Source organism: Cyclobacterium sp. SYSU L10401, from assembly GCF_010993705.1.
GTDB lineage: Bacteria > Bacteroidota > Bacteroidia > Cytophagales > Cyclobacteriaceae > Cyclobacterium.
Genome location: NZ_WOFO01000007.1, coordinates 46,801 through 69,265 on the forward strand (window position 1 = coordinate 46,801; position 22,465 = coordinate 69,265).

General features: G+C 43.0%; 19 protein-coding genes. 9 read left to right on the top strand and 10 right to left on the bottom strand.

All coding sequences use genetic code 11. The annotated features are described in order from the left end of the window. Nucleotides 1-2: 2 nt before the first annotated feature. Nucleotides 3-1,520 (top strand): GH3 auxin-responsive promoter family protein, encoded by a 1,518-nt coding sequence (locus GL182_RS16250; protein ID WP_163380838.1) that lies wholly within the window; start codon nucleotides 3-5, stop codon nucleotides 1,518-1,520. A 338-nt stretch (nucleotides 1,521-1,858) separates the two neighbouring features. Here GL182_RS16250 and mazG read toward each other — a convergent pair whose 3' ends face one another. Further along, nucleotides 1,859-2,680 (bottom strand): nucleoside triphosphate pyrophosphohydrolase, encoded by an 822-nt coding sequence (gene mazG / locus GL182_RS16255; protein WP_163380839.1) that lies wholly within the window; start codon nucleotides 2,678-2,680, stop codon nucleotides 1,859-1,861. Nucleotides 2,681-2,754: 74 nt separating this feature from the next. Between mazG and GL182_RS16260 the strand changes: the two genes are divergently transcribed. Genes GL182_RS16260 through GL182_RS16270 form a run of 3 tightly spaced genes read left to right on the top strand, consistent with a single transcriptional unit; the run spans nucleotide 2,755 to nucleotide 5,587 of the window. Beyond that, on the top strand, nucleotides 2,755-2,985 hold the full coding sequence (locus GL182_RS16260; RefSeq protein WP_163380840.1) for a hypothetical protein: 231 nt from the start codon (nucleotides 2,755-2,757) through the stop codon (nucleotides 2,983-2,985). 50 nt (nucleotides 2,986-3,035) lie between these two features. Further along, nucleotides 3,036-4,427: a phosphoglucosamine mutase gene (gene glmM, locus GL182_RS16265; protein WP_163380841.1), complete on the top strand. Its 1,392-nt coding sequence runs from the start codon at nucleotides 3,036-3,038 to the stop codon at nucleotides 4,425-4,427. A 14-nt stretch (nucleotides 4,428-4,441) separates the two neighbouring features. Next, complete coding sequence (locus GL182_RS16270; protein ID WP_163380842.1) at nucleotides 4,442-5,587, top strand: cysteine desulfurase family protein; 1,146 nt, start codon at nucleotides 4,442-4,444, stop codon at nucleotides 5,585-5,587. 19 nt (nucleotides 5,588-5,606) lie between these two features. Here GL182_RS16270 and GL182_RS16275 read toward each other — a convergent pair whose 3' ends face one another. Beyond that, entirely contained in the window at nucleotides 5,607-6,563 is a 957-nt protein-coding gene (locus GL182_RS16275) for a pyridoxal-phosphate dependent enzyme (protein ID WP_163380843.1), read from the bottom strand. Between the two features lie 157 nt (nucleotides 6,564-6,720). Between GL182_RS16275 and GL182_RS16280 the strand changes: the two genes are divergently transcribed. The 4 genes from GL182_RS16280 to GL182_RS16295 all read left to right on the top strand — a co-directional run bounded on the left by GL182_RS16280 (nucleotide 6,721) and on the right by GL182_RS16295 (nucleotide 10,192). Then, nucleotides 6,721-7,395: a peptidoglycan DD-metalloendopeptidase family protein gene (locus GL182_RS16280; protein WP_240469862.1), complete on the top strand. Its 675-nt coding sequence runs from the start codon at nucleotides 6,721-6,723 to the stop codon at nucleotides 7,393-7,395. A 19-nt stretch (nucleotides 7,396-7,414) separates the two neighbouring features. Continuing rightward, nucleotides 7,415-8,551: an amidohydrolase gene (locus tag GL182_RS16285; protein ID WP_163380844.1), complete on the top strand. Its 1,137-nt coding sequence runs from the start codon at nucleotides 7,415-7,417 to the stop codon at nucleotides 8,549-8,551. 4 nt (nucleotides 8,552-8,555) lie between these two features. Further along, the gene (gene alr / locus GL182_RS16290; RefSeq protein WP_163380845.1) at nucleotides 8,556-9,710 is read left to right on the top strand and encodes an alanine racemase; all 1,155 of its coding nucleotides are present in this window, start codon (nucleotides 8,556-8,558) and stop codon (nucleotides 9,708-9,710) included. A 77-nt stretch (nucleotides 9,711-9,787) separates the two neighbouring features. Then, on the top strand, nucleotides 9,788-10,192 hold the full coding sequence (locus tag GL182_RS16295; RefSeq protein ID WP_163380846.1) for an META domain-containing protein: 405 nt from the start codon (nucleotides 9,788-9,790) through the stop codon (nucleotides 10,190-10,192). A gap of 43 nt (nucleotides 10,193-10,235) precedes the next feature. On the opposite strand, the gene purU is transcribed toward GL182_RS16295, so the two are convergent. From purU to rbfA, 4 genes are all read right to left on the bottom strand, one after another. Beyond that, nucleotides 10,236-11,090 carry a formyltetrahydrofolate deformylase gene (gene purU / locus GL182_RS16300; RefSeq protein ID WP_163381034.1) on the bottom strand — a complete coding sequence of 285 codons (855 nt, stop codon included), beginning with the start codon at nucleotides 11,088-11,090 and terminating at the stop codon, nucleotides 10,236-10,238. 50 nt (nucleotides 11,091-11,140) lie between these two features. Continuing rightward, on the bottom strand, nucleotides 11,141-14,077 hold the full coding sequence (locus GL182_RS16305; protein WP_163380847.1) for a DEAD/DEAH box helicase: 2,937 nt from the start codon (nucleotides 14,075-14,077) through the stop codon (nucleotides 11,141-11,143). A 110-nt stretch (nucleotides 14,078-14,187) separates the two neighbouring features. Beyond that, entirely contained in the window at nucleotides 14,188-15,411 is a 1,224-nt protein-coding gene (locus GL182_RS16310) for an FtsX-like permease family protein (RefSeq protein WP_163380848.1), read from the bottom strand. Between the two features lie 13 nt (nucleotides 15,412-15,424). Further along, entirely contained in the window at nucleotides 15,425-15,817 is a 393-nt protein-coding gene (rbfA, locus tag GL182_RS16315) for a 30S ribosome-binding factor RbfA (RefSeq protein WP_163380849.1), read from the bottom strand. Nucleotides 15,818-15,938: 121 nt separating this feature from the next. Between rbfA and GL182_RS16320 the strand changes: the two genes are divergently transcribed. After that, a complete protein-coding gene (locus GL182_RS16320) occupies nucleotides 15,939-17,303 on the top strand; it encodes a hypothetical protein (protein WP_163380850.1) in 1,365 nt (454 codons plus the stop codon). Between the two features lie 31 nt (nucleotides 17,304-17,334). On the opposite strand, the gene rpiB is transcribed toward GL182_RS16320, so the two are convergent. From rpiB to GL182_RS16340, 4 genes are all read right to left on the bottom strand, one after another. Further along, nucleotides 17,335-17,769: a ribose 5-phosphate isomerase B gene (rpiB, locus tag GL182_RS16325; RefSeq protein ID WP_163380851.1), complete on the bottom strand. Its 435-nt coding sequence runs from the start codon at nucleotides 17,767-17,769 to the stop codon at nucleotides 17,335-17,337. A 10-nt stretch (nucleotides 17,770-17,779) separates the two neighbouring features. Further along, a complete protein-coding gene (gene tatC / locus GL182_RS16330) occupies nucleotides 17,780-18,625 on the bottom strand; it encodes a twin-arginine translocase subunit TatC (protein WP_163380852.1) in 846 nt (281 codons plus the stop codon). A gap of 11 nt (nucleotides 18,626-18,636) precedes the next feature. After that, nucleotides 18,637-19,905, bottom strand: coding sequence for a serine hydroxymethyltransferase (gene glyA / locus GL182_RS16335; protein ID WP_163380853.1), 1,269 nt, complete (start codon nucleotides 19,903-19,905; stop codon nucleotides 18,637-18,639). Nucleotides 19,906-20,132: 227 nt separating this feature from the next. Then, the gene (locus GL182_RS16340) at nucleotides 20,133-22,403 is read right to left on the bottom strand and encodes a TonB-dependent receptor (protein WP_163380854.1); all 2,271 of its coding nucleotides are present in this window, start codon (nucleotides 22,401-22,403) and stop codon (nucleotides 20,133-20,135) included. Nucleotides 22,404-22,465 lie beyond the last annotated feature (62 nt).

Sequence of the window (22,465 nt, forward strand, 5' to 3'; positions counted from 1 at the left end):
TAATGGAAGTCATCAATACTTTTATGACCTGGATATTCAAAAACCGGATAGGCCAGATTGAAAAATTCAAAAATAACCCCCTGGAAATACAACGGGAAATTTTATTTAAATTGGTTCATACCGCCAAAGACACCGAATTTGGCAAAAAATACCATTTCAGGAAGATCTCCTCCTACAAAGATTATAACCAATGGATCCCTGTGCATGACTATGAAGCCATCATGCCTTATATTCAACAAACCATGAAAGGTCAGCAAAATGTAATATGGCCCACACCCATTCATTGGTTTTCTAAATCTTCTGGTACTACCTCCTCTAGAAGCAAGTTTATACCCGTATCCCCTGAAAGTTTGGAGGACTGCCATTTCAAAGGAGGAAAAGACATGCTTTCCTTATATGTGAACAATTACCCGGAAACAAAATTATTTACTGGAAAAAGCCTTTCTATAGGAGGAAGCCTGCAAACAAACCCGCTGGATTTTAATAAAAATAGTTCTTCCGGGGACATATCTGCCGTCATCATGCGCAATCTCCCCAAATGGGCCCAACTGGCCAGAACCCCAAGTCTGGAGGTCGCTTTGATGAGTGAATGGGAAGAGAAAATTGAAAAAATGGCGCAGGAAACCATCAAGGAAAACGTTACCAGCCTCACAGGAGTACCTACCTGGACCCTGGTCCTCATTAAAAAGGTTTTGGAAATTACCAAGAGCAACAACATCCTGGAGATTTGGCCCAATTTAGAGGTCTTTTTCCATGGCGCAGTGGCATTTGGTCCCTACAGGAACCTCTTCCAAAACCTCATTAACTCAAAAAACATGCATTACATGGAAACTTATAATGCATCGGAGGGCTTCTTTGGAATTCAAGACCAGAAAAACAGTGAGGAGCTGTTGTTGATGTTGGATTACGGGATCTTTTATGAATTTATCCCCATGGATGGGCACAATAGCCATGAGCCGGAAATCATCCCATTGGATCAGGTGGAAACCGGTAAAAATTATGCCATTTTGATCAGCACCAATGCTGGGCTATGGCGTTACAAAATAGGAGATACCGTAAAGTTTACTTCCACACGTCCCTACCGTTTTAAAATTTCCGGTAGAACCAAGCATTTCATCAATGCATTTGGGGAAGAGTTGATCGTGGAAAATGCAGAAAAAGCCATAGAAACCACCTGCAAACTTACCCGGTCAAGCATCAGTAACTTTACTGCTGCCCCCATTTATTTTGGAGAAAATCAGGAACAGGGCACCCATGAATGGATCATAGAATTCGTCGAATTCCCTGAGGATAATGAACTTTTTACCCGCTTGCTGGATGAAGAGCTGCGAAAGGTAAATTCGGATTACGATGCCAAGCGTTACCGTGACATGGTGCTCAAACTTCCAATCGTCCACTTCGCTGCCGAGGGTCTTTTTGAAAAATGGCTGAAATCCAAAGGAAAATTGGGTGGGCAAAATAAGGTGCCCCGACTGTCCAACAACCGGGACTACCTGGAAGAAATCTCCAAATTGCTGTAAAGCACACTTCGATACAAGATCCTTTTTCTGAATTTGAAGGTCCATCAATCCAGGCCTATAAATATACAGACAGGCACCCACCTTTTAACCCAAATGCACCAAAAAAAGGGGGTTATTTGGCTGCATTTGAGGAATGAAAAAAGCAAGTTTTTTATCCACATTTTTACATAGTTATCCACAGAGGTTTTTAACATTGATTTAACTCATTGATTTTTAATTACTTACTACAAATTAAAAAAATACAATTTGTGGACAAAGTTTAAAATGGACATTTTGTAAAAGCTTATGTTACAGGCAAATTGCAAGTGTATTCAAGTAATTTTTTTTTGATGCTACCATCATTTGCTCTTGCTTTCAAAAGGTTCACTTTTCGCTTTTTCCCAATGAATGTCCATTTCGGCCAGCGTCATATCAGCCAAAGATTTGCCGGATGCTTTTGCCGCTTTTTCGAGAAACTGGAAGCGATGGATAAATTTTCTGTTGGTGCGCTCCAGTGCTTCCTCCGGATTGATATCGATAAACCTGGCGTAATTGATGAGTGAAAAAAGCAAGTCTCCAAATTCCCCTTTGGCTTCCTCCTTTTCCATGTCTGCATCAGGCACCTCATCAAAAGCCGCTTTAAATTCCTGCATTTCCTCCTCTACCTTCTCCCATACTTGCTTCTTTTCTTCCCAATCAAACCCTACTCCCCTGGCCTTTTCCTGTATCCGCATGGCTTTGATCAAGGCGGGCAATGACCTGGGCACGCCACCCAATACACTTTTATTTCCTTTTTCCCCCAGCTTAATTTTCTCCCAATTTTGTTTGACCGCTTCTTCATCATCTGCCTGGGTATCCCCATAGATATGGGGATGTCTTCTGATGAGCTTTTCGTTGAGCTGATGGATCACATCTCCTATATCAAATACCTGACTTTCTGACCCTATCCTGGCATAAAAAACGATGTGCAATAAAATGTCACCCAGTTCCTTACTTACTGATTCCAGGTCATTATCCAGAATCGCATCAGAAAGTTCAAAGGTTTCTTCTATGGTCAGGTGCCTCAGGCTCTCAATGGTTTGCTTTTTATCCCAGGGGCATTGCTCTCTGAGTTCATCCATGATGGTGAGCAAACGGTCAAAGGCAGCCAGTTGGGATTTCCTTTTTTCGGACTTGTTCATAAATTGGCAGGAAACTTAAAATTGGGTATCAACGTTTTGAAAGTAATACGTAAATTTGCAGAAATAATATTGATATGACAACCGTATATTTAACATTGGCATTTCTGGCTTTGTTTTTCATTTTAATGTCCGTAAGATTGATCTTTCTAAAAAACGGGCAGTTTAAAGGGACCTGTGCCTCTCAAAACCCATACTTGAACAAAGAAGGGGAAACATGTGGCTACTGCGGCAAGAAAGTAGATACCGATGCTTCCTGTGGCAACCCTGACAATGAAGTAGACAAAGTATTGGCTAAATTCAAATAAATCATCCCCATTGTAGCCTATTTTTATATTTTCTCACCAAATTCTTTTACGTGGCATTAATCAAATCAATTTCTGGTATCAGGGGAACCATTGGGGGAAAACCCGGTGAAGGCTTATCTCCATTGGACATCGTCAAATTTTCTGCTGCCTATGGCGCCTGGGTTTTGGAAAAATCTGATAACAAAAAGGTAGTCATCGGCAGGGATGCAAGGCTTTCAGGGGAAATGGTCTCCAGCCTGGTAGCCAGTACTCTTCAGGGAATGGGCATACAGGTGGTTGACCTGGGGCTTAGCACCACTCCTACCGTAGAGCTAGCCGTACCCAGAGAAGCTGCAGGGGGAGGCATCATCGTCACCGCCAGCCACAATCCCATTCACTGGAATGCCCTAAAGCTGCTAAATGCTGATGGGGAATTTATCTCCGACCAGGAAGGCAAAGATATATTAGAAAAGGCTGATGCTGGGGATTTTCAATTTGCTGAAGTCCGGAAATTAGGCAGTTACAACCTGCGTGAAGACTACCTGGATTTACACATTCAACATGTACTGGATCTGGAACTGGTGGATCCGGCAGCCATTGCTAATCGAAAATTTAAAATTGTGGTCGATGGAGTCAATTCCACGGGTGGTTTGGTGGTACCTAAATTGCTTCAGGCTTTGGGTGTCGAAATCATCGAGGAGATGTACTGCGAGCCCAACGGTAATTTCCCTCATAATCCTGAGCCCCTTCCGGAACACCTTAGGGATATTTCCTTAAAACTAAAAAATGGGAGTTATGACCTGGGTATTGTGGTTGATCCGGACGTAGATAGGTTGGCCTTTCTGAACGAGGATGGTAGTTTTTTTGGAGAAGAATACACCCTGGTAGCCGTGGCTGACTACGTACTTTCCCAACGTCCGGGAAATACTGTCTCCAATCTGAGCTCCACACGGGCACTTAGAGACGTTACAGAAATGCGCAAAGGCGTCTATCATGCATCCGCCGTAGGGGAAGTAAATGTAGTCAACCAAATGAAGGCGGTAGATGCTGTTATCGGTGGCGAAGGAAATGGTGGTATCATTTACCCGGCCTCCCATTATGGTAGGGATGCTTTGGTAGGGATAGGTTTATTCCTTACCCACCTGGCCAAATTTGGTAAAACAGCCAGCCGTTTAAGGGCGACCTACCCCAACTACTTTATTTCCAAAAACAAAATAGAACTGACTCCGGGGATCAATGTGGATCACATCCTGGAGAAGGTGAAACTCAAATACCAAAAGTACCCCATCAATACCATAGATGGGGTTAAGATAGAGTTTGATAAAGAATGGGTTCATCTTAGAAAATCCAATACCGAACCCATCATACGCATCTATTCGGAATCAGAAACAGCTTCTACAGCAGAACACCTTGCCATGAAAATCATGCTGGATATCAAGGAAATAATTGCTGAAAAAGACTAAACAGATTCTTTTTTATGCCCATCCAACCATCCATCTATTTAGACAATGCGGCTACCACCCCAATGGATGAGCGTGTACTGGAAGCCATGCTGCCCTTCTTTACTTCTCATTTTGGCAACCCATCCTCTGTACACAGTCACGGCAGAAATGCCAGGGTAGCATTGGAAAAAGCCAGAAAGAAGGTCGCCGGGCTGCTCCACGTAAGCCCGGGGGAAATAACTTTTACATCCGGTGGCACCGAAGCAGATAACACAGCCATTTGGGGTGCCATTGCAGCATATGACATTCAGCATATCATCACTTCACCTTTGGAGCACCACGCTGTATTGCATGTAGTAGAGCAGGCTGCAAAAAGCAACAACATCAAGCTGAGCCTACTGAAGGTGGATGCACAGGGCAGCATAGACCTGAATGAATTGGAAAAATTGCTTGACCAAAAGGTCAGCACCATGGTAAGCCTGATGCACGGTAACAATGAAATAGGAAATATACTGGACCTCAAAGCCATATCTGACTTGTGTCAGCAGTATTCAGCCTATTTTCACTCCGACACTGTCCAGACCATAGGACATTACCCATTGGATTTGCAGCAGCTCAGCGTTCATGCCATTGCGGGTTCTGCCCATAAGTTTCATGGGCCAAAGGGAGTTGGATTTTTGTATACCAATAAAAACAAAAAAATCCCCCCGATGATCGGTGGTGGGTCGCAGGAAAGAAACATGCGGGGTGGTACTGAAAATATCGCCGCCATTATCGGCATGGCCCAGGCCTTGGAAATTGCCGGGCAAAACCAGGAACATCACCGAAAAGAAGTAGAAGCATTGAAACAATATTTTAAGGAAAAAATAAAGGCGGCCATTCCAGGAGTATCGTTCAACGGCTTGTCAGGAAACCTGTCAAAAAGCCTTTACACGGTATTAAATGTCAGTTTTCCTCCATCCGACAACAACCAAGGCATGTTGTTGTTTCAGCTGGATTTGGCAGGGATATCTGCTTCAGGAGGATCTGCCTGCAGTAGTGGAGCCAGGCTGGGTTCACATGTATTGCAGGAGATTGGAGCCGACCCTTCCCGTGAAAATGTTCGTTTTTCCTTCAGCCGTTTCAATACCCGGGAAGAAATTGATTATACCATCAACAAATTGAGGGAATTATATGCTTGATGCATGGTTTACACGTGTTTTACCCAAAAGGCAGCTTACTTAAATCCACATTTCCTCCGGATAAAATGATCCCAACTTCCTTGCCCTGAAAAAGGGATTTGTTTTTCAATAAAACAGCCAGGGGAACCGCACAACTGGGCTCGATCACTATCTTCATCCTTTCATAAATCAATTTCATGGCTGCAATTATCTCCTCATCATTTGCCGTGAGGATATCCGCCACATATTGGGAAATAATTTCAAAATTAATTTCGCCCAAAGAGGTAAGTAAGCCATCGGCAATGGTATCGGGATTTTCCATGGGAATTCTTTTTCCTGCCTTAAAGGATCTTTTGGCATCGTCAGCACCTTCTGGTTCAGCACCGATCACCGCTGTCTCAGGGGAATAAAACTGACTGGCCAAAGCAGTGCCCGATAGCAGGCCTCCCCCTCCAACCGGTGCCATCAAGACATCCAAAGACAAACCCTCCTCGAAAATTTCAAAAGCACAGGTGGCCTGACCCTCGATAACGTCACAATGATTGTACGGGGGAATAAAGATGGCCTGATAACTTTTGACCAATGCTTTCAGGCGATCTTCCCTTGCCTGAAGGCTTGGGGCGCATTCAAAAATCTGTCCTCCATATTCTCTTACGGCCTGTTTCTTGATTTCAGGTGCCGTAGAAGGCATGACGATATAAGCAGGAATCCCGGCTTCGGCAGCGGCCCTGGCCAGGGCCGCTGCATGGTTTCCCGAAGAGTGGGTGGCTACCCCATTTTTACGATCAGTAGCGGATAAATTCAGGACCGCATTAGCTGCCCCCCTGGCTTTAAAAGCACCCACTTTCTGAAAATTCTCACATTTAAAAAAAACCTGGCATCCCGCCAGTTTGTTTATTGCCGAAGAGCGCAACAAGGGTGTCCAGTGAATCATGTGGTCAATTCTGGCCCTGGTTTCTTTTATAGTTTGCTTGTCTATATCTTGCCATTTTCCCATTGACCAAAATTGCATATAATTTGAATAACCAACAATAGCAAGAGGAGATTATGTAATCCGAGCAAAAAGATAGGGCCGGAATATTTTGATTTGACTATAATCCCTATATTGACAATTTATTTTCAACCAGCAAACAGCTGAATTGTTAAAAGGTAAAATGCACCAAATTACTTCATCCTTTTTCCCTGTCATGGGAGAATGCCTGAATGAATCCAACGCCATGTATATGGACATGAGTGCCGGAAATATGGCATTGCAGGAAATCGATCTGATGGATAGCCATGCTTTTTCTTCTCATATCCAACGAATTCTGGCAAGTAAACAAAAAAAATACGCCTTGGGTGGATATGCTGAAAACAGGGCCATATACAGGAGAAGCCAGGTTTTTGCTCAGGCTGATTCCCTTTTCAGAAACATCCACCTGGGGGTGGACATATGGTCAGGATCCGGTACCAGCGTTTATTGTCCACTGGAAGGCAGGGTTCATAGTTTTAAAGATAACATGGGTTTTGGAAATTACGGCCCAACCCTTATATTGGAGCACCAATGGCAGCAAAAGGTTATCTACAGTCTTTACGGCCACCTCAGCAGAAAAGACTTAAAACACCTTAGACCCGGTCAGGTTTTTTTCGGCGGAGAAAAAATCGGACATTTGGGTGATACGGAAGAAAATGGCCACTGGCCTCCCCATTTACACTTCCAACTGATCCATGATATGCAAAATATGGAAGGAGATTACCCTGGTGTGTGTGCGGAAAAAGAAATCGAAAAGTACCTGAACAATTGCCCTGACCCTAACCTATGGCTTGGGCCTCCGGTACTTTCTTTTTAAAAATTAAAATGAATGGTTGATGAAAGATTCTGATATTTTAAAAAAAATAATTGCCTTTAGAAAAAAACTCCATCAGGAACCTGAAATTTCAGGTGGTGAAAAGAACACTTCTGCTACCATAAAAGGCTTCCTTCAGGATTTGAAACCGGATGCCCTCATTGAAGATCTTGGTCCATATGGTATTGCTGCAGTTTTCAATGGTACACAAAAAGGACCCACCACCCTTCTCAGGGCGGAACTGGATGCACTTCCCATCCCTGAAGAAGGGAAAATTGCTCATAAGAGTATCAATCCCGGGATATCTCATACTTGTGGCCATGATGGTCATATGGCCATTGTTTGTGGGGTAGGGATGCACCTGGCCAAAACCCGCCCAAAGAAAGGGCGGGTGGTACTTGTCTTTCAACCTTCAGAAGAAACGGGTTTGGGTGCAGCGCAGGTTATTCGCTCTGAAAATTACAAAAAGATCAAACCGGATTATGCTTTTGCCTTGCATAACTTGCCCGGGTATGAAAAAAATGAAATTGTTTTAAAAAAAGGGGCTTTTACAGCTGCATCTAAAGGCATGACCATACAACTCAAAGGCCGAACCAGTCATGCAGCCCATCCTGAGGATGGCCTGAGCCCCGCGGAAGCCATGTGTAAGTTGATCATCGGCCTGCAAAAAATACCTGAGAGCCTACCGGATTTTTCTCTGGTTACCATCATTCATGCCCAATTGGGTGAAGTAGCCTTTGGTACTACACCGGGTAATGGCCGGGTAATGGCCACCTTAAGGACCTTTGAAAACGAAGCCATGGCCAGCCTGACCCATCATGCCGAAAGACTCACCGAACTGATCGTTAAAGAAAGTGGACTTGAACATACCATCAGCTATTGTGAGGAATTTGAAGCCGTGGTCAATGACATTGCCCCCTGGGAATTGGTCAATGAAGCAGCAAAGGAATTGCAATTAAAAACGAAACATATCCGGAACCCCTTCCGTTGGTCTGAAGATTTCGGCAAATTTTCTAACCTCACCAACAGCCTGCTGTTTGGCATTGGAGCAGGAAAAAAGCAACCCCAATTGCACGAGGGGCATTATGACTTCCCTGATGAAATTATTCCGGCAGGTATAGCCATCTTTAACAGGGTAATCGAAAAATTAAACCACTAACCGCATGGTGCATACCTCCTACATTGAAATCAGCAAAAGTGCCTATAGAAACAATATCAAATTTATTAAAAGCCAGATCGGATCTCATGTGACCATATCCTCCGTAGTGAAAGGGAATGCTTATGGGCATGGGATAGAAAACGCAGTGAAAATAGCTGAAGCTGCAGGAATACGGCATTTCAGTACTTTCAGCACCGATGAAGCCATTCGTGTGAAAGATTCGTCTACCAAAGGAAGCGACATCATGATCATGGGCATGGTGGAGAACGAAAACATGGCTTATCTAATCGACAATGAGATCAGTTTTTATGTTTTCGAAATGGACCGACTACAGGCTGCCATCCATACCAGTAAGGTATTGGGAAAGAAAGCTAAAATCCATGTAGAGGTAGAAACCGGGTTTCACAGAACTGGGTTCGAATGGGAAGAACGGACTGTATTGGCTGAAACGCTGCTTAAAAATAAGGAGAGTTTACAACTTTGCGGTCTTTGCACCCATTATGCTGGTGCAGAAAGCATTGCCAATTACGTAAGGATACAGGAACAGATCAAAACCTATCATGAATTTAAACAATGGTTTCATGAAAAGGGCTTGTATTTTGACAAGTACCATACCGCCTGTTCTGCAGCATCCCTGAGCTATCCGGAGACCATCATGGATATGGTCCGGATCGGCATCGCTCAATATGGGTTCTGGCCCAGCCAGGAGACCTATATGCTTAAATTCAAACAGCTGGCCCCAAATATGAAAAATCCGCTAAAAAGACTGATCAGCTGGAAAAGCCATGTCATGAGTATCAAAAAAGTTAAAATCGGGGATTTTGTTGGTTATGGCAACAGCTACATGGCTTCCAGAAACATGACCATTGCCCTGGTACCCATAGGGTATTGTCATGGTTTTAGCCGCAACCTGAGCAACTTAGGCAAGGTCCTGATTCAGGGTAAAATTCTGCCCGTAGTGGGTACGGTTACCATGAATGCCATCTCGGTAGATGCAACAGATTTGAAATCCGTCAAAAAAGGAGATGAGGTGGTCATTATTGGAAGGCAAAGGAGAAATGAAATTACCGTGGCTTCCTTTGGGGAGTCAGTCCAACAGGTGAATTACGAACTTCTGACCAGGCTTCCACACGATATTCCAAGAAAAATTATTTCCTGACCCCTTTTTAGAATGGTATTTGTGGGATCATAGTGAAATTTAGATCTTTTTACATGTTAACCAAAGTCTATATCATTATGAAATACCTTCAAAAATCTTTCGTATTGTTCTCCATTGTCAGCCTTTTGTTTTCCTGCGGTTCAGAGCCTGTAGAGTTATCTGAACATGATTGGAAGGTGACTAACCTGACGGGATCATCAGCTACCAAAGAAAAACTCGGAAACCTATCCCTTATCTTTGAGGAAGGACAGGAAATTGGAGGTTTTGCCGGATGTAATGACTATAGGGGAGGAGCAACCTATAACAGGGAACAAATCAAATTTTCCACCTTATATGCAGATAATGAATCCTGTGACGACAGCACTTTAGAAAAAAGGTTCCTCTCCAATCTTGAATCCAGTGTCAGGTATACCTACAGTGCCGGTATATTGATACTTTATGATGAGGAAGGAAATATTCTGGTAGAAATGGAAAAGAGCTAAAGCAGCCCTCAATCTCTGCTTTTAAAGGTATGGGAGGGACCAATTAGCTAAAAATAATTGTCCTGTTTCCCACTACCTTTATTTTTTGTGCCAAGTGGTATTTGATGGCTTTGGAAAGGACCACCTTCTCCACATCCTGTCCGATCTGCACCAACTCATCTACGGTATTGTGGTGTCGGACCCTGGCGACTTCCTGCTCAATGATGGGCCCCGCATCAAGCTCCTCCGTAACATAATGGGCAGTGGCACCGATGATTTTCACCCCACGTTTGTAGGCTGCATGGTAAGGTTTGGCCCCCACAAATGCCGGCAGAAAGGAATGGTGTATATTAATGATCCGATTGGGATAATTTTTAATAAATTCAGCAGACAATATTTGCATGTATCTGGCCAAGACAATAAAGTCAACACCATTTTCCTTCAGCAAATGAATCTGCTTTTCTTCCTGCGATGCTTTGTTGGATTTGTCGATGGGAAGATAGATAAAGGGAATTCCGAAAGCCTTTACTACAGGTTCCAGATCCGGATGATTTGAAATCACCAAAGGAATGTCTACATCAAACTGCCCTGAGTAATACCTGCTCAGAATATCAAAGAGGCAATGCGATAATTTTGAAACAAATAATGCCATTCTGGGTTTGGGGAAGTTGAAAAACAAGGAATAATCCATTCCAAACCGATCTCCCACCTGTCGGCCAAATGCTCCAAGAATATCATCTTTCCGGATATCAAAGGAATCGAGCTCCCATTCAGCCCGCATAAAAAAATCTCCCAGTTCCTCATCAATGTATTGGTCAATCGCTAAAATATTCCCATTATTCTCATAAAGAAATTGGGAAACTGCGGCAACAATCCCTTTGCTGTCCTTGCATTGAATGATAAGTATGGCGGTATGCATGGTTAATTTTTTTGCTTCAATCATGAAATAAAATATCGGTAATTCGGGGATCAGGCAAGCAAAGCAGAAATATCTTCCTGGCTGAGGCTTTTTATAAAGCTTTCTTCTGTGCTGATCAGCTCACCTGCCAGTGCCATTTTCCTCTCCTGAAGTGCCATGATTTTTTCCTCTACCGTATTTCTGGTAATAAATTTGTAAATGATAACTTTATTTTGCTGCCCAATCCGATGGGCCCTGTCTATGGCCTGAGATTCTACTGCAGGATTCCACCAGGGATCCAAAAGAAAAACGTATTCCGCCTTAGTCAGGTTAAGGCCTACCCCACCTGCCTTCAAAGAAATAAGAAAAACCTGTATGGAGGGATCTTCCTGAAAAGCAGTAACTTGAGCCTGCCGGTCTTTTGTTGCGCCATCCAGGTAGGCAAACGGGATTTGTTCTTCCTGTAGATAGGACTTCACTATGGATAAATGCCGGACAAACTGACTAAAAATCAACACCTTATGCCCCTCACTGACGGTAGATTTTATCATATGGGTGATGTCCTCCAGTTTTCCGGAGTCACCAGAATAATGTTCATCAGCCATTTTGGGATGATTGGCCATCTGCCGGAGCTGCATCAAGCCTTTAAGTAAGGTCAGGGATTTTTGCGACAATCCGGGCATGGACATTTCATTGATGATTTTCTCCCGATAGTAGGTTTTGACTTCCTCATAGGCTTGCTCCTGCGCATCTGTCATCGTAGAATATTGAACATTGATTACCTTCTCCGGAAGATCGGTAGCCACCTGGGACTTTAATCTCCTTAAGATAAAGGGTTTAATCAGCACATTTAATTTCTGAATTTTATCCTTGTCATTTTTCTTTTCAATGGGCAATAAAAATTGCTTCTTAAAAGCCGTCTGACCACCCAAAAGCCCCCTGTTGATAAAATTCATCTGTGACCAAAGGTCCATTGTCCCATTCTCAACCGGAGTACCTGTCAGGATCAATTTATGCTTGCTCTTCAGTTGAATAACTGCTTTTGAAATGATACTGTCAGGGTTTTTAATGGCCTGTGACTCATCGAGAATAATGTAATTGAAATAAAACTCCTTCAATACATCGATATCCAAACGAGTAATGCCATAGGAGGTCAACACCAGGTCAAATTGTCCAAATTGTGAACAATCTTTGATCCTTTGGGTACCTGTATAGATCAAAATTTTAAGCTTTGGGGTAAACTTCCTGGCCTCTAGCTCCCAGTTATATATCAATGAAGTGGGCATTACCAGCAGGGAAGTGGTTCCTTCAGACCTTTCTTTCTCCATGGCTAGCAATGCCAGTGTCTGTACGGTCTTACCCAATCCCATATCATCTGCCAGGCAGCCCCCAAAATTGTATTCATTCAAAAACCGCATCCAATTGTATCCGGCCTTTTGGTAAGGCCGGAGCTTTCCCTTGAAATAATCGGATAATTGGTAATCATCAATAGTGGAAAAATCTTTTAGCTTCTGCAGTCTTTCACTAAGGGACAAATGAATTAAATTACCCTTTTCAAGCTCCTGCGCCAGCGCAATGTGGTGCTTTTTTAATTTAAAACTTCCATTATCTGCCTCACTTTCTTCCATAAAGGAAAAAATCTCTCCATAATTCACAAACCAGGATTTGGGGATAATGGCAATTTCATTGTTTGGAAGCTCAATCTCCGTTTTACCTTTCATCAGTAGCTTTCTGAATTTCAAAAAAGAAATTTCATGATCTCCGAAGGTTACGGTAGCCTCCACATCGAACCAGTCGATTTTTTCCTTAATATTGACACTGATTTTAGCAGAACCGATAAAATATTTTTTTCCTTTTTCATTACTGGTTTGCTGTATTTTAACTCCCAGGTCGTCTAAGTCCGGCCGATGGTTGATGATCCAGTCATAAGCCTCTCTCTTCTTCATGGAGTGCCGTCCATGTTTTACAGGTAGCCCATTATTTTTGAGAAAATCCCCATAAAACCCTTCTTTGGGTAAGTCCCTGACTACCTTGTAGAAGGTATAATCATCCCCATTTTTTTCCAGCTCCACATTGCTGGGTTTGGCCTGATCTGCACGGAAGGTAAAGTCCCCATAGTTAAACCGAAGGTCAAAAACCATTTTTTCCTCCTCCTCATCTGCGATTTTCTTTCCAAACATGTCCACGGTGGGATTACCTGGCAAGTCTCCTAAAAAAAGTACAGGCTGTGGATTGGACCTTTCTACCTTTATTTCAAAGCCCTTGGCAAAAACATCAAAGGAGGCGACCAATTGGGTTACGAATTTCTTATAATAGGACTCTTCTACTTTTTTGGGAATTACGATAAATTTTTTATTCAGAAAAGGCATTAATTTTTTACCATCTACATCTTTTTCAAAACTAAAAAGACGAGATTCCACAACCAGCCAGGCAGGTTGATGGCAAATTAAATAGCTTCCTTTGTATTGCCATTCCAGTTTTTCATTTTGGTACTTCAGGGTGGGGAAATAATGGGTATTTTCCTCATTTCTACGAAAATGAAACAAAACTGAGGCCTTTTCCGGCATAACCGAGATCTCTTTCCAGACCGGATTTCCATCATTACCCATTTCAAAAAGCCTTTTGCCTTTGATTTTTTCCAGAATGTTAGATCGGGTCAACTCCAGCCTTCCTTCTATAAGTTTCTGGATTTCCTTGTTTGCCTGTGTGGGATTTCCATCATCAAATACCTTTCTCAAGAATTCCTTAGGCTTGTGATTTTTGGCGTTAAACTTTTTGACAACGGCTTCCTGTTGCATGCTATCCATCAGCCGTATCAATTCAAGATCTGTTTCATCTATCTTATCCCCAAATTCGCTGGCATTTTGGTAGGAAATATTTTGATAGGCAAATGATAACCTGCCCTTTTCATCCAATTGAACTGCAAATGATTCAAAAAGAATCCCCAAAAACTCATGGCTAAACAAGGAATATACGATTTCAAATGGCTTATCAGCAGCTACTTTCATTTACACATTTTTTGAACAAAGTCGAACTTATTGGTTGCTGTTTTTGAAATTGGCAGTTTGCAAATTACGGAAATATTTAAAAAAAATAAATAAATCCTACACTTATTCCGCTACAAATGCATGGTAGTTTTAACCCTTGAAGCAATCAAAGCTGGTCTGTAAGAGGCCATCAGGGTGATAACTACCACACTGAGACTGGTATAAAAAAAATCGGTCCATCTCATCTTCACAGGATAAGCGTCTACAATGGAGGAAGTAACGCCCAATGAAACCAGACCATAATTATCCTGTACCCAACAGATCACAAAACCAAGTAATAGTCCCATCAAAGCCCCGGAAAAAGCAATGATTGCCCCCTCTTTCAAATAAATGGATCTGATAAAATTCCTAGTTCCCCCCATGGCCATTAACACCGCAATATCTTTCTTCTTTTCAATGGCCAGCATACTCAATGAAAAAAAGATATTAAAGGAGGCAACTGCCAAAATGAACGTAAGCGTCAAAAAAACAAATAATTTCTCCAGCCTTATGGTCATCAACAGGCTGGCATGCTGCTCATTGCTATCATTGACTATAAAATCCTTCCCCAGATGTTCCCGAAGGCTGGTCTTAACCTTTTCAATGGAATACCCATCTGCCACTTTTATCTCCAGGGCTGACCTCCTGTTTCCATATTCTAAAAGGTCTGCAGCAAAATCCAGAGGAACGATCAGGTATTCATCGTCATACTGCTTTTCTATACTAAAAATACCTGCTGGTCGAATGACACTCCTATTATACATGCTACTGGGGTCAATGCTTCCGGCTCTCGGCTCCCTTGGATAAAAAACCTGCATGAGTTCAAAATCATCATCCAAATCCAATAACAAAAAATAAGAGAGCCCCCGGCCCAGAATGGCCTGCGGTCTTCCGTCCTCGCCCAAACTCATCGTTCCTGAAAAATACCCTTTTTCGAAACGATTTTGCAATAGAAAATTTTCAGAAACCCCCTTCAGGGTGGCTACAACCTGATGCTCCCCGTACCTCACAAGGGCATTATCTTCAATGACTTCTGTCAAAATCTCTACACCTTCCACACTGCTTATTGCCGATAAAAAATCATCTTCTACTTCAAATGATTTCCCCATAAGCGGCATGACTTTTAGGTCGGCATCAAATGAAGCATATAAGCCTTTAATGAGCCCTTCAAGTCCGTTAAACACAGACAAAACTACCACCAAGGCCATGGTACCCACCGCCACACCGATCATAGAAATCCTGGATAGGACGGTAATGAAGTTCTTCTTCTCCTTACTTCTGAAGTACCGGGCCGCTATAAAATATGAAAGGTTCAAAGATTTACTTCAGTTAATCATTATTAGGTGCATCATCTTCCTCATCTTCATCTGAAGGATCAGGAATGTCCAAATTGGAAATCACCTCATCCATGTGCTGGGCGTAGGCGGCGGATTCATCCAGATAAAAAACCAGCTCCGGAATAATCCTTACGGATTTACCAATCCTATTCCCTAAAAACTTCCTTATCTGCCCTTTGTTTTCATTTATTTTGGTAAAAAGAGCCTCATTATCAGCCAACAAAAAACTTAAATTGATTTTGGCCACACCCAGGTCCGGACTCATCAAAACCCTTGTAACGGTTACCATTGCCCTACCTACCAGGGGTTTACCTTCACGTTGAAATATTTCTCCCAATTCCTTCTGGATCAATTTGGAATATTTCTGTTGTCGCTTACTTTCCATTTTAAATTATTTATTCCTCACAAATTTAGTGAAATATACGGGTAACCTTTAATTTCGTACATTGAGTTTTAAACAACTACGAATCTTGCTGGAATTTTTCAAAATAAATGATCCTTTTCGGATGATTGGAATTTTTTTCCTTTTCATTATACTCCGTATACCCTATTACCTGATGGATATACCCATCACCCAACCAGAGCTGCTTTGGCAATTATTGGGTGAGAGACTGGCTGCCGGAAACCTGCATTTCGCAGATACCATCGACAGTACCGGCCCCTTTTCTGCTTTGGTTTATGGTATAAACCATGTCATTTTCAACAATTCCCTCACTTCTTTTTCCATCCTTTCCTTTTTACTTATATCCTTTCAGATTTATTATACCAATGAATTGTTGATCAGAATCAATGCCTTTGAGGAAGCCAACTACCTGCCCGCATTTATCATGGTCGTTCTCTACCAACTTTCCTTTGACTTCATGACCTTATCTCCGGCCTTGATGGGAAATACCTTTATCTTATTGGCTATTGGACAACTGCTGCGATTGACTGCGATTAATGCCAACCCTGTCCCATCCATCTTGTTGATGGGGTTTTGGGGTGGAGTTGCTTTCTGCTTTCATTACCCTTATCTGGCACTGCTCCCCTTCCTCATTCTGACAGGCCTATTGGTAAACAGATTTTCTTTTCAACAATTAAATTTATTGCTAACCTCTTACCTCTTACCGGTGGCTTTTTGTGCCGTATACTACTTCTGGAGAGACGGTCTATCAGCGTTTATCCACCTTTACCTTATTTTAGTTCCAAAAATAGAAAGACTATTTCATGTAGGCATCAAAGATCTGCTTTACATTTTTTCTCTCCCCTTGGTCCTGGCATTGATGGGGTATTTTTTGAATAACATGATGCACCGAATGAATGTGAACCAGCAAAAGCAAAATCAATTGTTTTTATTCTTATTGCTATTCAATATCGCTTCCTTCTTTCTAATGGAAAGGGTCAGCCCTTACCAGTTTGTAGCCATGCTACCTCCCCTTACCTATTTTACAGCTCATTTGTTTACCATAAGTGAAAAGCGATTGGTTCGGCAGACCATTGCCTATGGCTTTTTCCTGATAGTCCCTTTAATCGGTTACAGTTGGGTGTTTTATCAGAAAAATGAGCCCTCTTTTGATAAGTATAAAATCGATATTACGACCGATACTTCCATTCCCGTGGAAACAGCTGTAATGGTCCTGGGAGAAAATCAAAATATTTATTACCAAACCGAGGCAGCAAGTCCCTACCTGAATTTCAGATTAACCCGTTTGTATTTTGAAGGGATGGATGAAATGGAAAGGACGGTAGGGATCTACAAAGACCTGCAAAAGGAGTCCCCGGACCTGATCATCGATGAAGAGCAGGTTTTCGAACAGTGGATCAAAGACATTCCTACTTACCAATCACTATATGAAAAGGACAGTCAGGGATATTTCAGGAAAGTAAGGTGATTGGCCTTGGTTATATGCAAGAACTACCGGATTAACAAGGGATTTTATTGACCCTTCTGGCATGTCGCCCGCCTTCAAAAGGCGTATTGAGAAATACGTCCACCATTTTTTCAGTCAACTCAAAAGAAACAAATCTGGCAGGAATAGCAATAAGGTTGGCATCATTGTGTTGCCTGGCCAGTGCTGCCAGGTCTTCATTCCAACAAATGGCGGCGCGGATTTCCTGGTGCTTGTTGGCAGTAATGGCCACGCCGTTGCCACTACCACAAATGATCACGCCCTGAAGAAATTCCCCTGAAACTACCGCCTGGCATAGGGGATGGACAAAATCCGGATAATCCACCGATTCATCGGTGAAGGGACCGAAATCCTTGACTTCATACCCTTTACCTTCCAATATCTTAATCAAATCCTGTTTATAGGCAAACCCTGCATGGTCTCCGCCGATAGCAATTTTTTTGGACATCACCTGTTTTTTAAAATCCGTTCTCTAATTCTTCTTTTCTGCGCTTCTTTTCTAACCTCTTGGCTATGATAATTCCTGCTTCATATAGCACCAAAATAGGCATGGCTATCAGTATTTGGCTGATTACATCAGGAGGGGTTATCAGTGCCGACAATACCAGAATCACCACAATGGCATGTCTTCTATAGGTCTTTAACATCATTGAAGAAACCAGGCCAGCCTGGGTTAGAAAATAAATCACGATGGGCAACTGAAACATTACTGCTGATGCCAAAACCAGCATGGCTAAAGTAGACACGTAGGAAGTAATGTCAAATTCATTGGCAATGGACGGATCCAGCTGATAATTCGACAAGAAATTGATAGAAAGTGGTGAAAGTATGTAATAACCGAAAGCTGCGCCCAGGAAAAATAAAAGACTGACAAAAAAGACGGCTCCACGAGCTGCATTTTTTTCCTTGTCATAAAGTCCTGGGCTAATAAAGCGCCATACCTCCCAAAAGACATAGGGAAAGGCTGCTATCAATCCTACCACAAGACTGGAAGTAATGTGCATGGAAAACTGGCCCGTCATCTGACGGCTCTGGATAATGAAGGGTAATTTCTCAATACAAAGTGCCGGCAAAGAGAAAAAGTCGGAAACCTGACAAAGCACCCGATAGGTGATAAAGTCAATTTTTGAAGGACCAAGGATTACCTGTCCAAAAACGAAACTTTTGGATAGAAATGCCAAAACCATAAAAACCAAAATGGCAGATATAGAACGCAGCAGGTGCCACCTAAGCTGCTCCAAATGGTCCAGAAAGGACATGCCGTTTTCTTCTTCCTCTTCTTCTTTGTATTGATCAAGTGCCACCTAATTCTTATTTAGTATAAAGGAAATCGAACCATCCAATCATTAACTGAAGTCTTGATACTATTCAAAGCATCCTCATCTTCATGGTGCATCAGGGATTGATCAATCAATTCCACTATTCGTTTCATATCAGCTTCTTTCAGCCCTCGTGTAGTTACAGCAGCAGTACCAATTCTCATCCCTGAAGTCACAAAAGGTGATTTGGTATCGAAAGGTACCATATTTTTGTTGATGGTAATATCTACTTTTCCGAGCGTCTCTTCGGCTATTTTACCCGTCAGATCCTTATTTCTTAGGTCTATCAGCATCAGGTGGTTGTCTGTACCTCCGGATATCAATTGATATCCTCTTTGTACAAAGGCCTCAGCCATTACTGCTGCATTTTTCTTTACCTGCAATACGTACTCCATATATTCTTCCGATAGTGCCTCCTGAAATGCAATAGCCTTGGCAGCAATGATGTGCTCCAAAGGCCCACCCTGAGTACCTGGGAAAACTCCGGAATCCAATAACGAAGACATCTTCCTTAACTCCCCTTTAGGGGTTTTAATTCCAAATGGATTTGGGAAATCCTCACGCATCAATATCAAACCTCCCCGGGGGCCTCTTAAAGTCTTATGGGTGGTGGTGGTCACCACATGGCAATATTCAAGGGGATCATTCAGTAAACCCCTGGCAATCAAACCAGATGGGTGAGAAATATCTGCCAATAAAATTGCTCCAACCTGATCAGCAACAGCACGAAGCCTTTCATAATCCCAATCACGACTATAGGCAGAGGCACCGCAGATGATTAATTTTGGTTTCACCTCCACGGCTTTTTTCTCTACCTTATCATAGTCGATGAGTCCGGTGGATTCTTCTACGCCGTAAAAGTGGGGATCATATAATTTACCGGAAAAATTTACCGGTGATCCATGGGTGAGGTGCCCACCGTGAGACAGGTCAAAGCCCAAAATGGCATCACCTGCGTTCAGGCAGGCCAGAAATACGGCTGCATTGGCCTGTGCACCGGAATGTGGCTGCACATTGGCCCAGGATGCGCCGAAAAGTTCCTTTGCCCGGTCAATGGCTATTTGCTCAATATCATCTACCACCTCACAACCTCCATAATACCTTTTCCCAGGCAGTCCTTCCGCATACTTATTCGTCAGCACACTTCCAGCTGCCTCCATCACTTGTTTACTGGTAAAATTTTCTGAGGCAATCAGCTCTATTCCTCTCCTTTGGCGGTCTTCTTCCTTTGCGATCAGGTCAAATATAAGTTGATCTCTTTTCATGTAGTGATAGCTTGTCATTTTAGCTCTGCGCACCCAATCCAACTGAGGTAAGGCCTGGCAGATGCAATCAGATTTATTTCAATTTCGAATGCCAAAATTACTTCTAAACTATCTATAATCCAATTGTCTTTTCATTTTGATTGGTATTAAAAGAAATAAATATAAGGCTGCACCAAACTCCTGACCTATCCAAACTTTTTTGACTTTTCGATTTCCATTTTCCTGAATCAAAATTGAAACTGCAGGTTTAAAGAAATATTTCTACCTATTTGACTTATCCCAAATGGCCTGTATAAAGACATATGGTCCAGGTAATTAGTATTCAGCAGGTTATTGGCTGAGACAAAAGCATCCATCTCCTGTTCCCATATCTTGAAACTGCTGCCAAGGTGAATGCCCATCAGGTAATAGCCGGGAGTGGCCTCCTCCAGCGATGCAGGACGGTTTTGGTCCAACAACAAACTACCTGTTAAATTTACATACGGACGTAACAACTTCCCCATGCCTTTAAAATTGAAACTCAGCTCCTGATTCCAGCGAAAAGCCGGGATATAGGGTAGGAAAGATTGATCGGATCGCCGCCTGCCTATGGCTATACTATAGGAAGTATTTCCTGAAATCCATGGCACTGCTACCGGATGCCATTCCAAATAAGCCTCCCCCCCATAAAGTCTGGCATTGTCTTGTTGAAATTGCCATACTATCAGCTCGCCCACCCGTTCATTGGTGGGAGCAAAATAAATGTAATTGTTTACTACATTGTAAAAACCCTCTGCTGATAAAGAAAAATCGGCAGTCCTGTACCTGATCCCCAGGTCAGACTGAATGTTTTGCTCCCGGTCAAAGCCTGCACTTCCCCGCTCAAATCTCGCCGTTCCGGGGTGGGGGCCATTGGAATACAGCTCCGCCAAATCAGGTGCGCGAAAACCGGAAGCGACATTCAATCTGAACCTCCATTGGTTCGATGGCCTGAAGGTAGCCCCTCCACTTGCCGTCCACCCGTCAAAAGACCTGCTAAGCGTCCGATCCTCAGGCGAACCGGGAAGTTCAAATCCATAATCCAAAAAATGGGGCCCACTGGCATCGGCAGTTACTTTCCGGTAATCGTATCGGATACCTCCCTGTAAAACCCATTGCGAAGTGGCATGATTGATCAGGGCATAAACAGATCGGTCGTCCTTGGTAGCATCAGGAATCAGTATTTCAGCGGCATTTTCATCATTAATGGTTTTCAGATAAAATCCCTGTATGCCGAATATGGTTTCCGTTTCCTGACTAAGGGATTTGTAATACTTGATATCATACATGAAGTTGGCCTGTCTGAGTCCAAGGTCTACCTGATCAAAATCTTCTTCTGTTTCCTCTCTGAAATTCCAATGGTATCCAAAAGTGGCTTTGAGTTTATCCTCTCCCAGAAACAAATTGGTTTCCGAATTGAGAAAGTGATCCGCTACCTGTTGAAATGGCAATTGGGGGCTTCTGTCATTTCGGCTGGTCACCAGTAGCTCCTGATTGTTTTCATCGAGAATCCCCAGTTCCTGCTGCAGAAAAGTATACCTCACTCGGGTATCGCCCCAATTCTTTCTCAGCCCTATTCCCGTTTTGATATTCTGGGTATTGAAACGGGTGTTGCCCACAGTTTTCCCAGATCCATCCATATAGTCGGCATGGGACTCGGTAGCTCCTCGAAGGGACCAGAATAAACCATTTTCCCCCGCTCCTTTCACACCGGCTTCCACTCGCCTGCCAAGGGAATTGCCATACATACGCAGGTTCACATCGCCCTCTATCTCACCGGAAGCTGCATCAGGATCTTCAATCAGGTTAACTACACCTGCCATGGCCCCTGATCCATAAATGATGGAAGCCGGCCCCTTGATGATCTCTACGCCTGAAAGCCCGGTCTCGGTAAGGCCTAGCCCATGGTCCGCTCCCCATTGTTGGTTTTCAAATCTGGCTCCCTGGTATACCGACAAAACCCGGCTAAAGGACAATCCACGGATGACTGGTTTGCTGATTCCGGGACCCAAAGAGACCTCGCTTACCCCCGGTGTTTTGGCCAATGCCGTCATCAGACTAGGGGAAGGGTTCTTTAAAATGGACCCTTTATTAATTTTCTCAATTGAAATGGGCGAACTTTCTTTCCCCATCACATATACTCCCGACACTACCACTTCATCTACGGTAGTCGTTGCAGATTCCAAAGATATATCCAGGGGAACTTTTTGGGTGGAAGGATTTATTTTGAACAATGCCGTGGCATATCCCAGGAACGAAAACTGAAATGTCATGTTCCGGGAGGGGAGATTCTCTACCGTGAACCTACCTGTCGCGTCTGTCACAGTCCCCCTACTTAATTCGGGAATGAAAACCGTGACTCCAGGTAAAGGTAAATTGGTTTCAGCATCCTTGATAGCACCTGAAACAGAAAGATTTTGCCCCTGTAAGGCTGAAAGTCCCATCAATAGACTTGCCAGTAGGGAAAGAATAAATTTCATATTTATTGTTTTTTTTGAATGAGAGAATGAGCCAGCCCTAATTGGATGCTTCCCGATGGGAT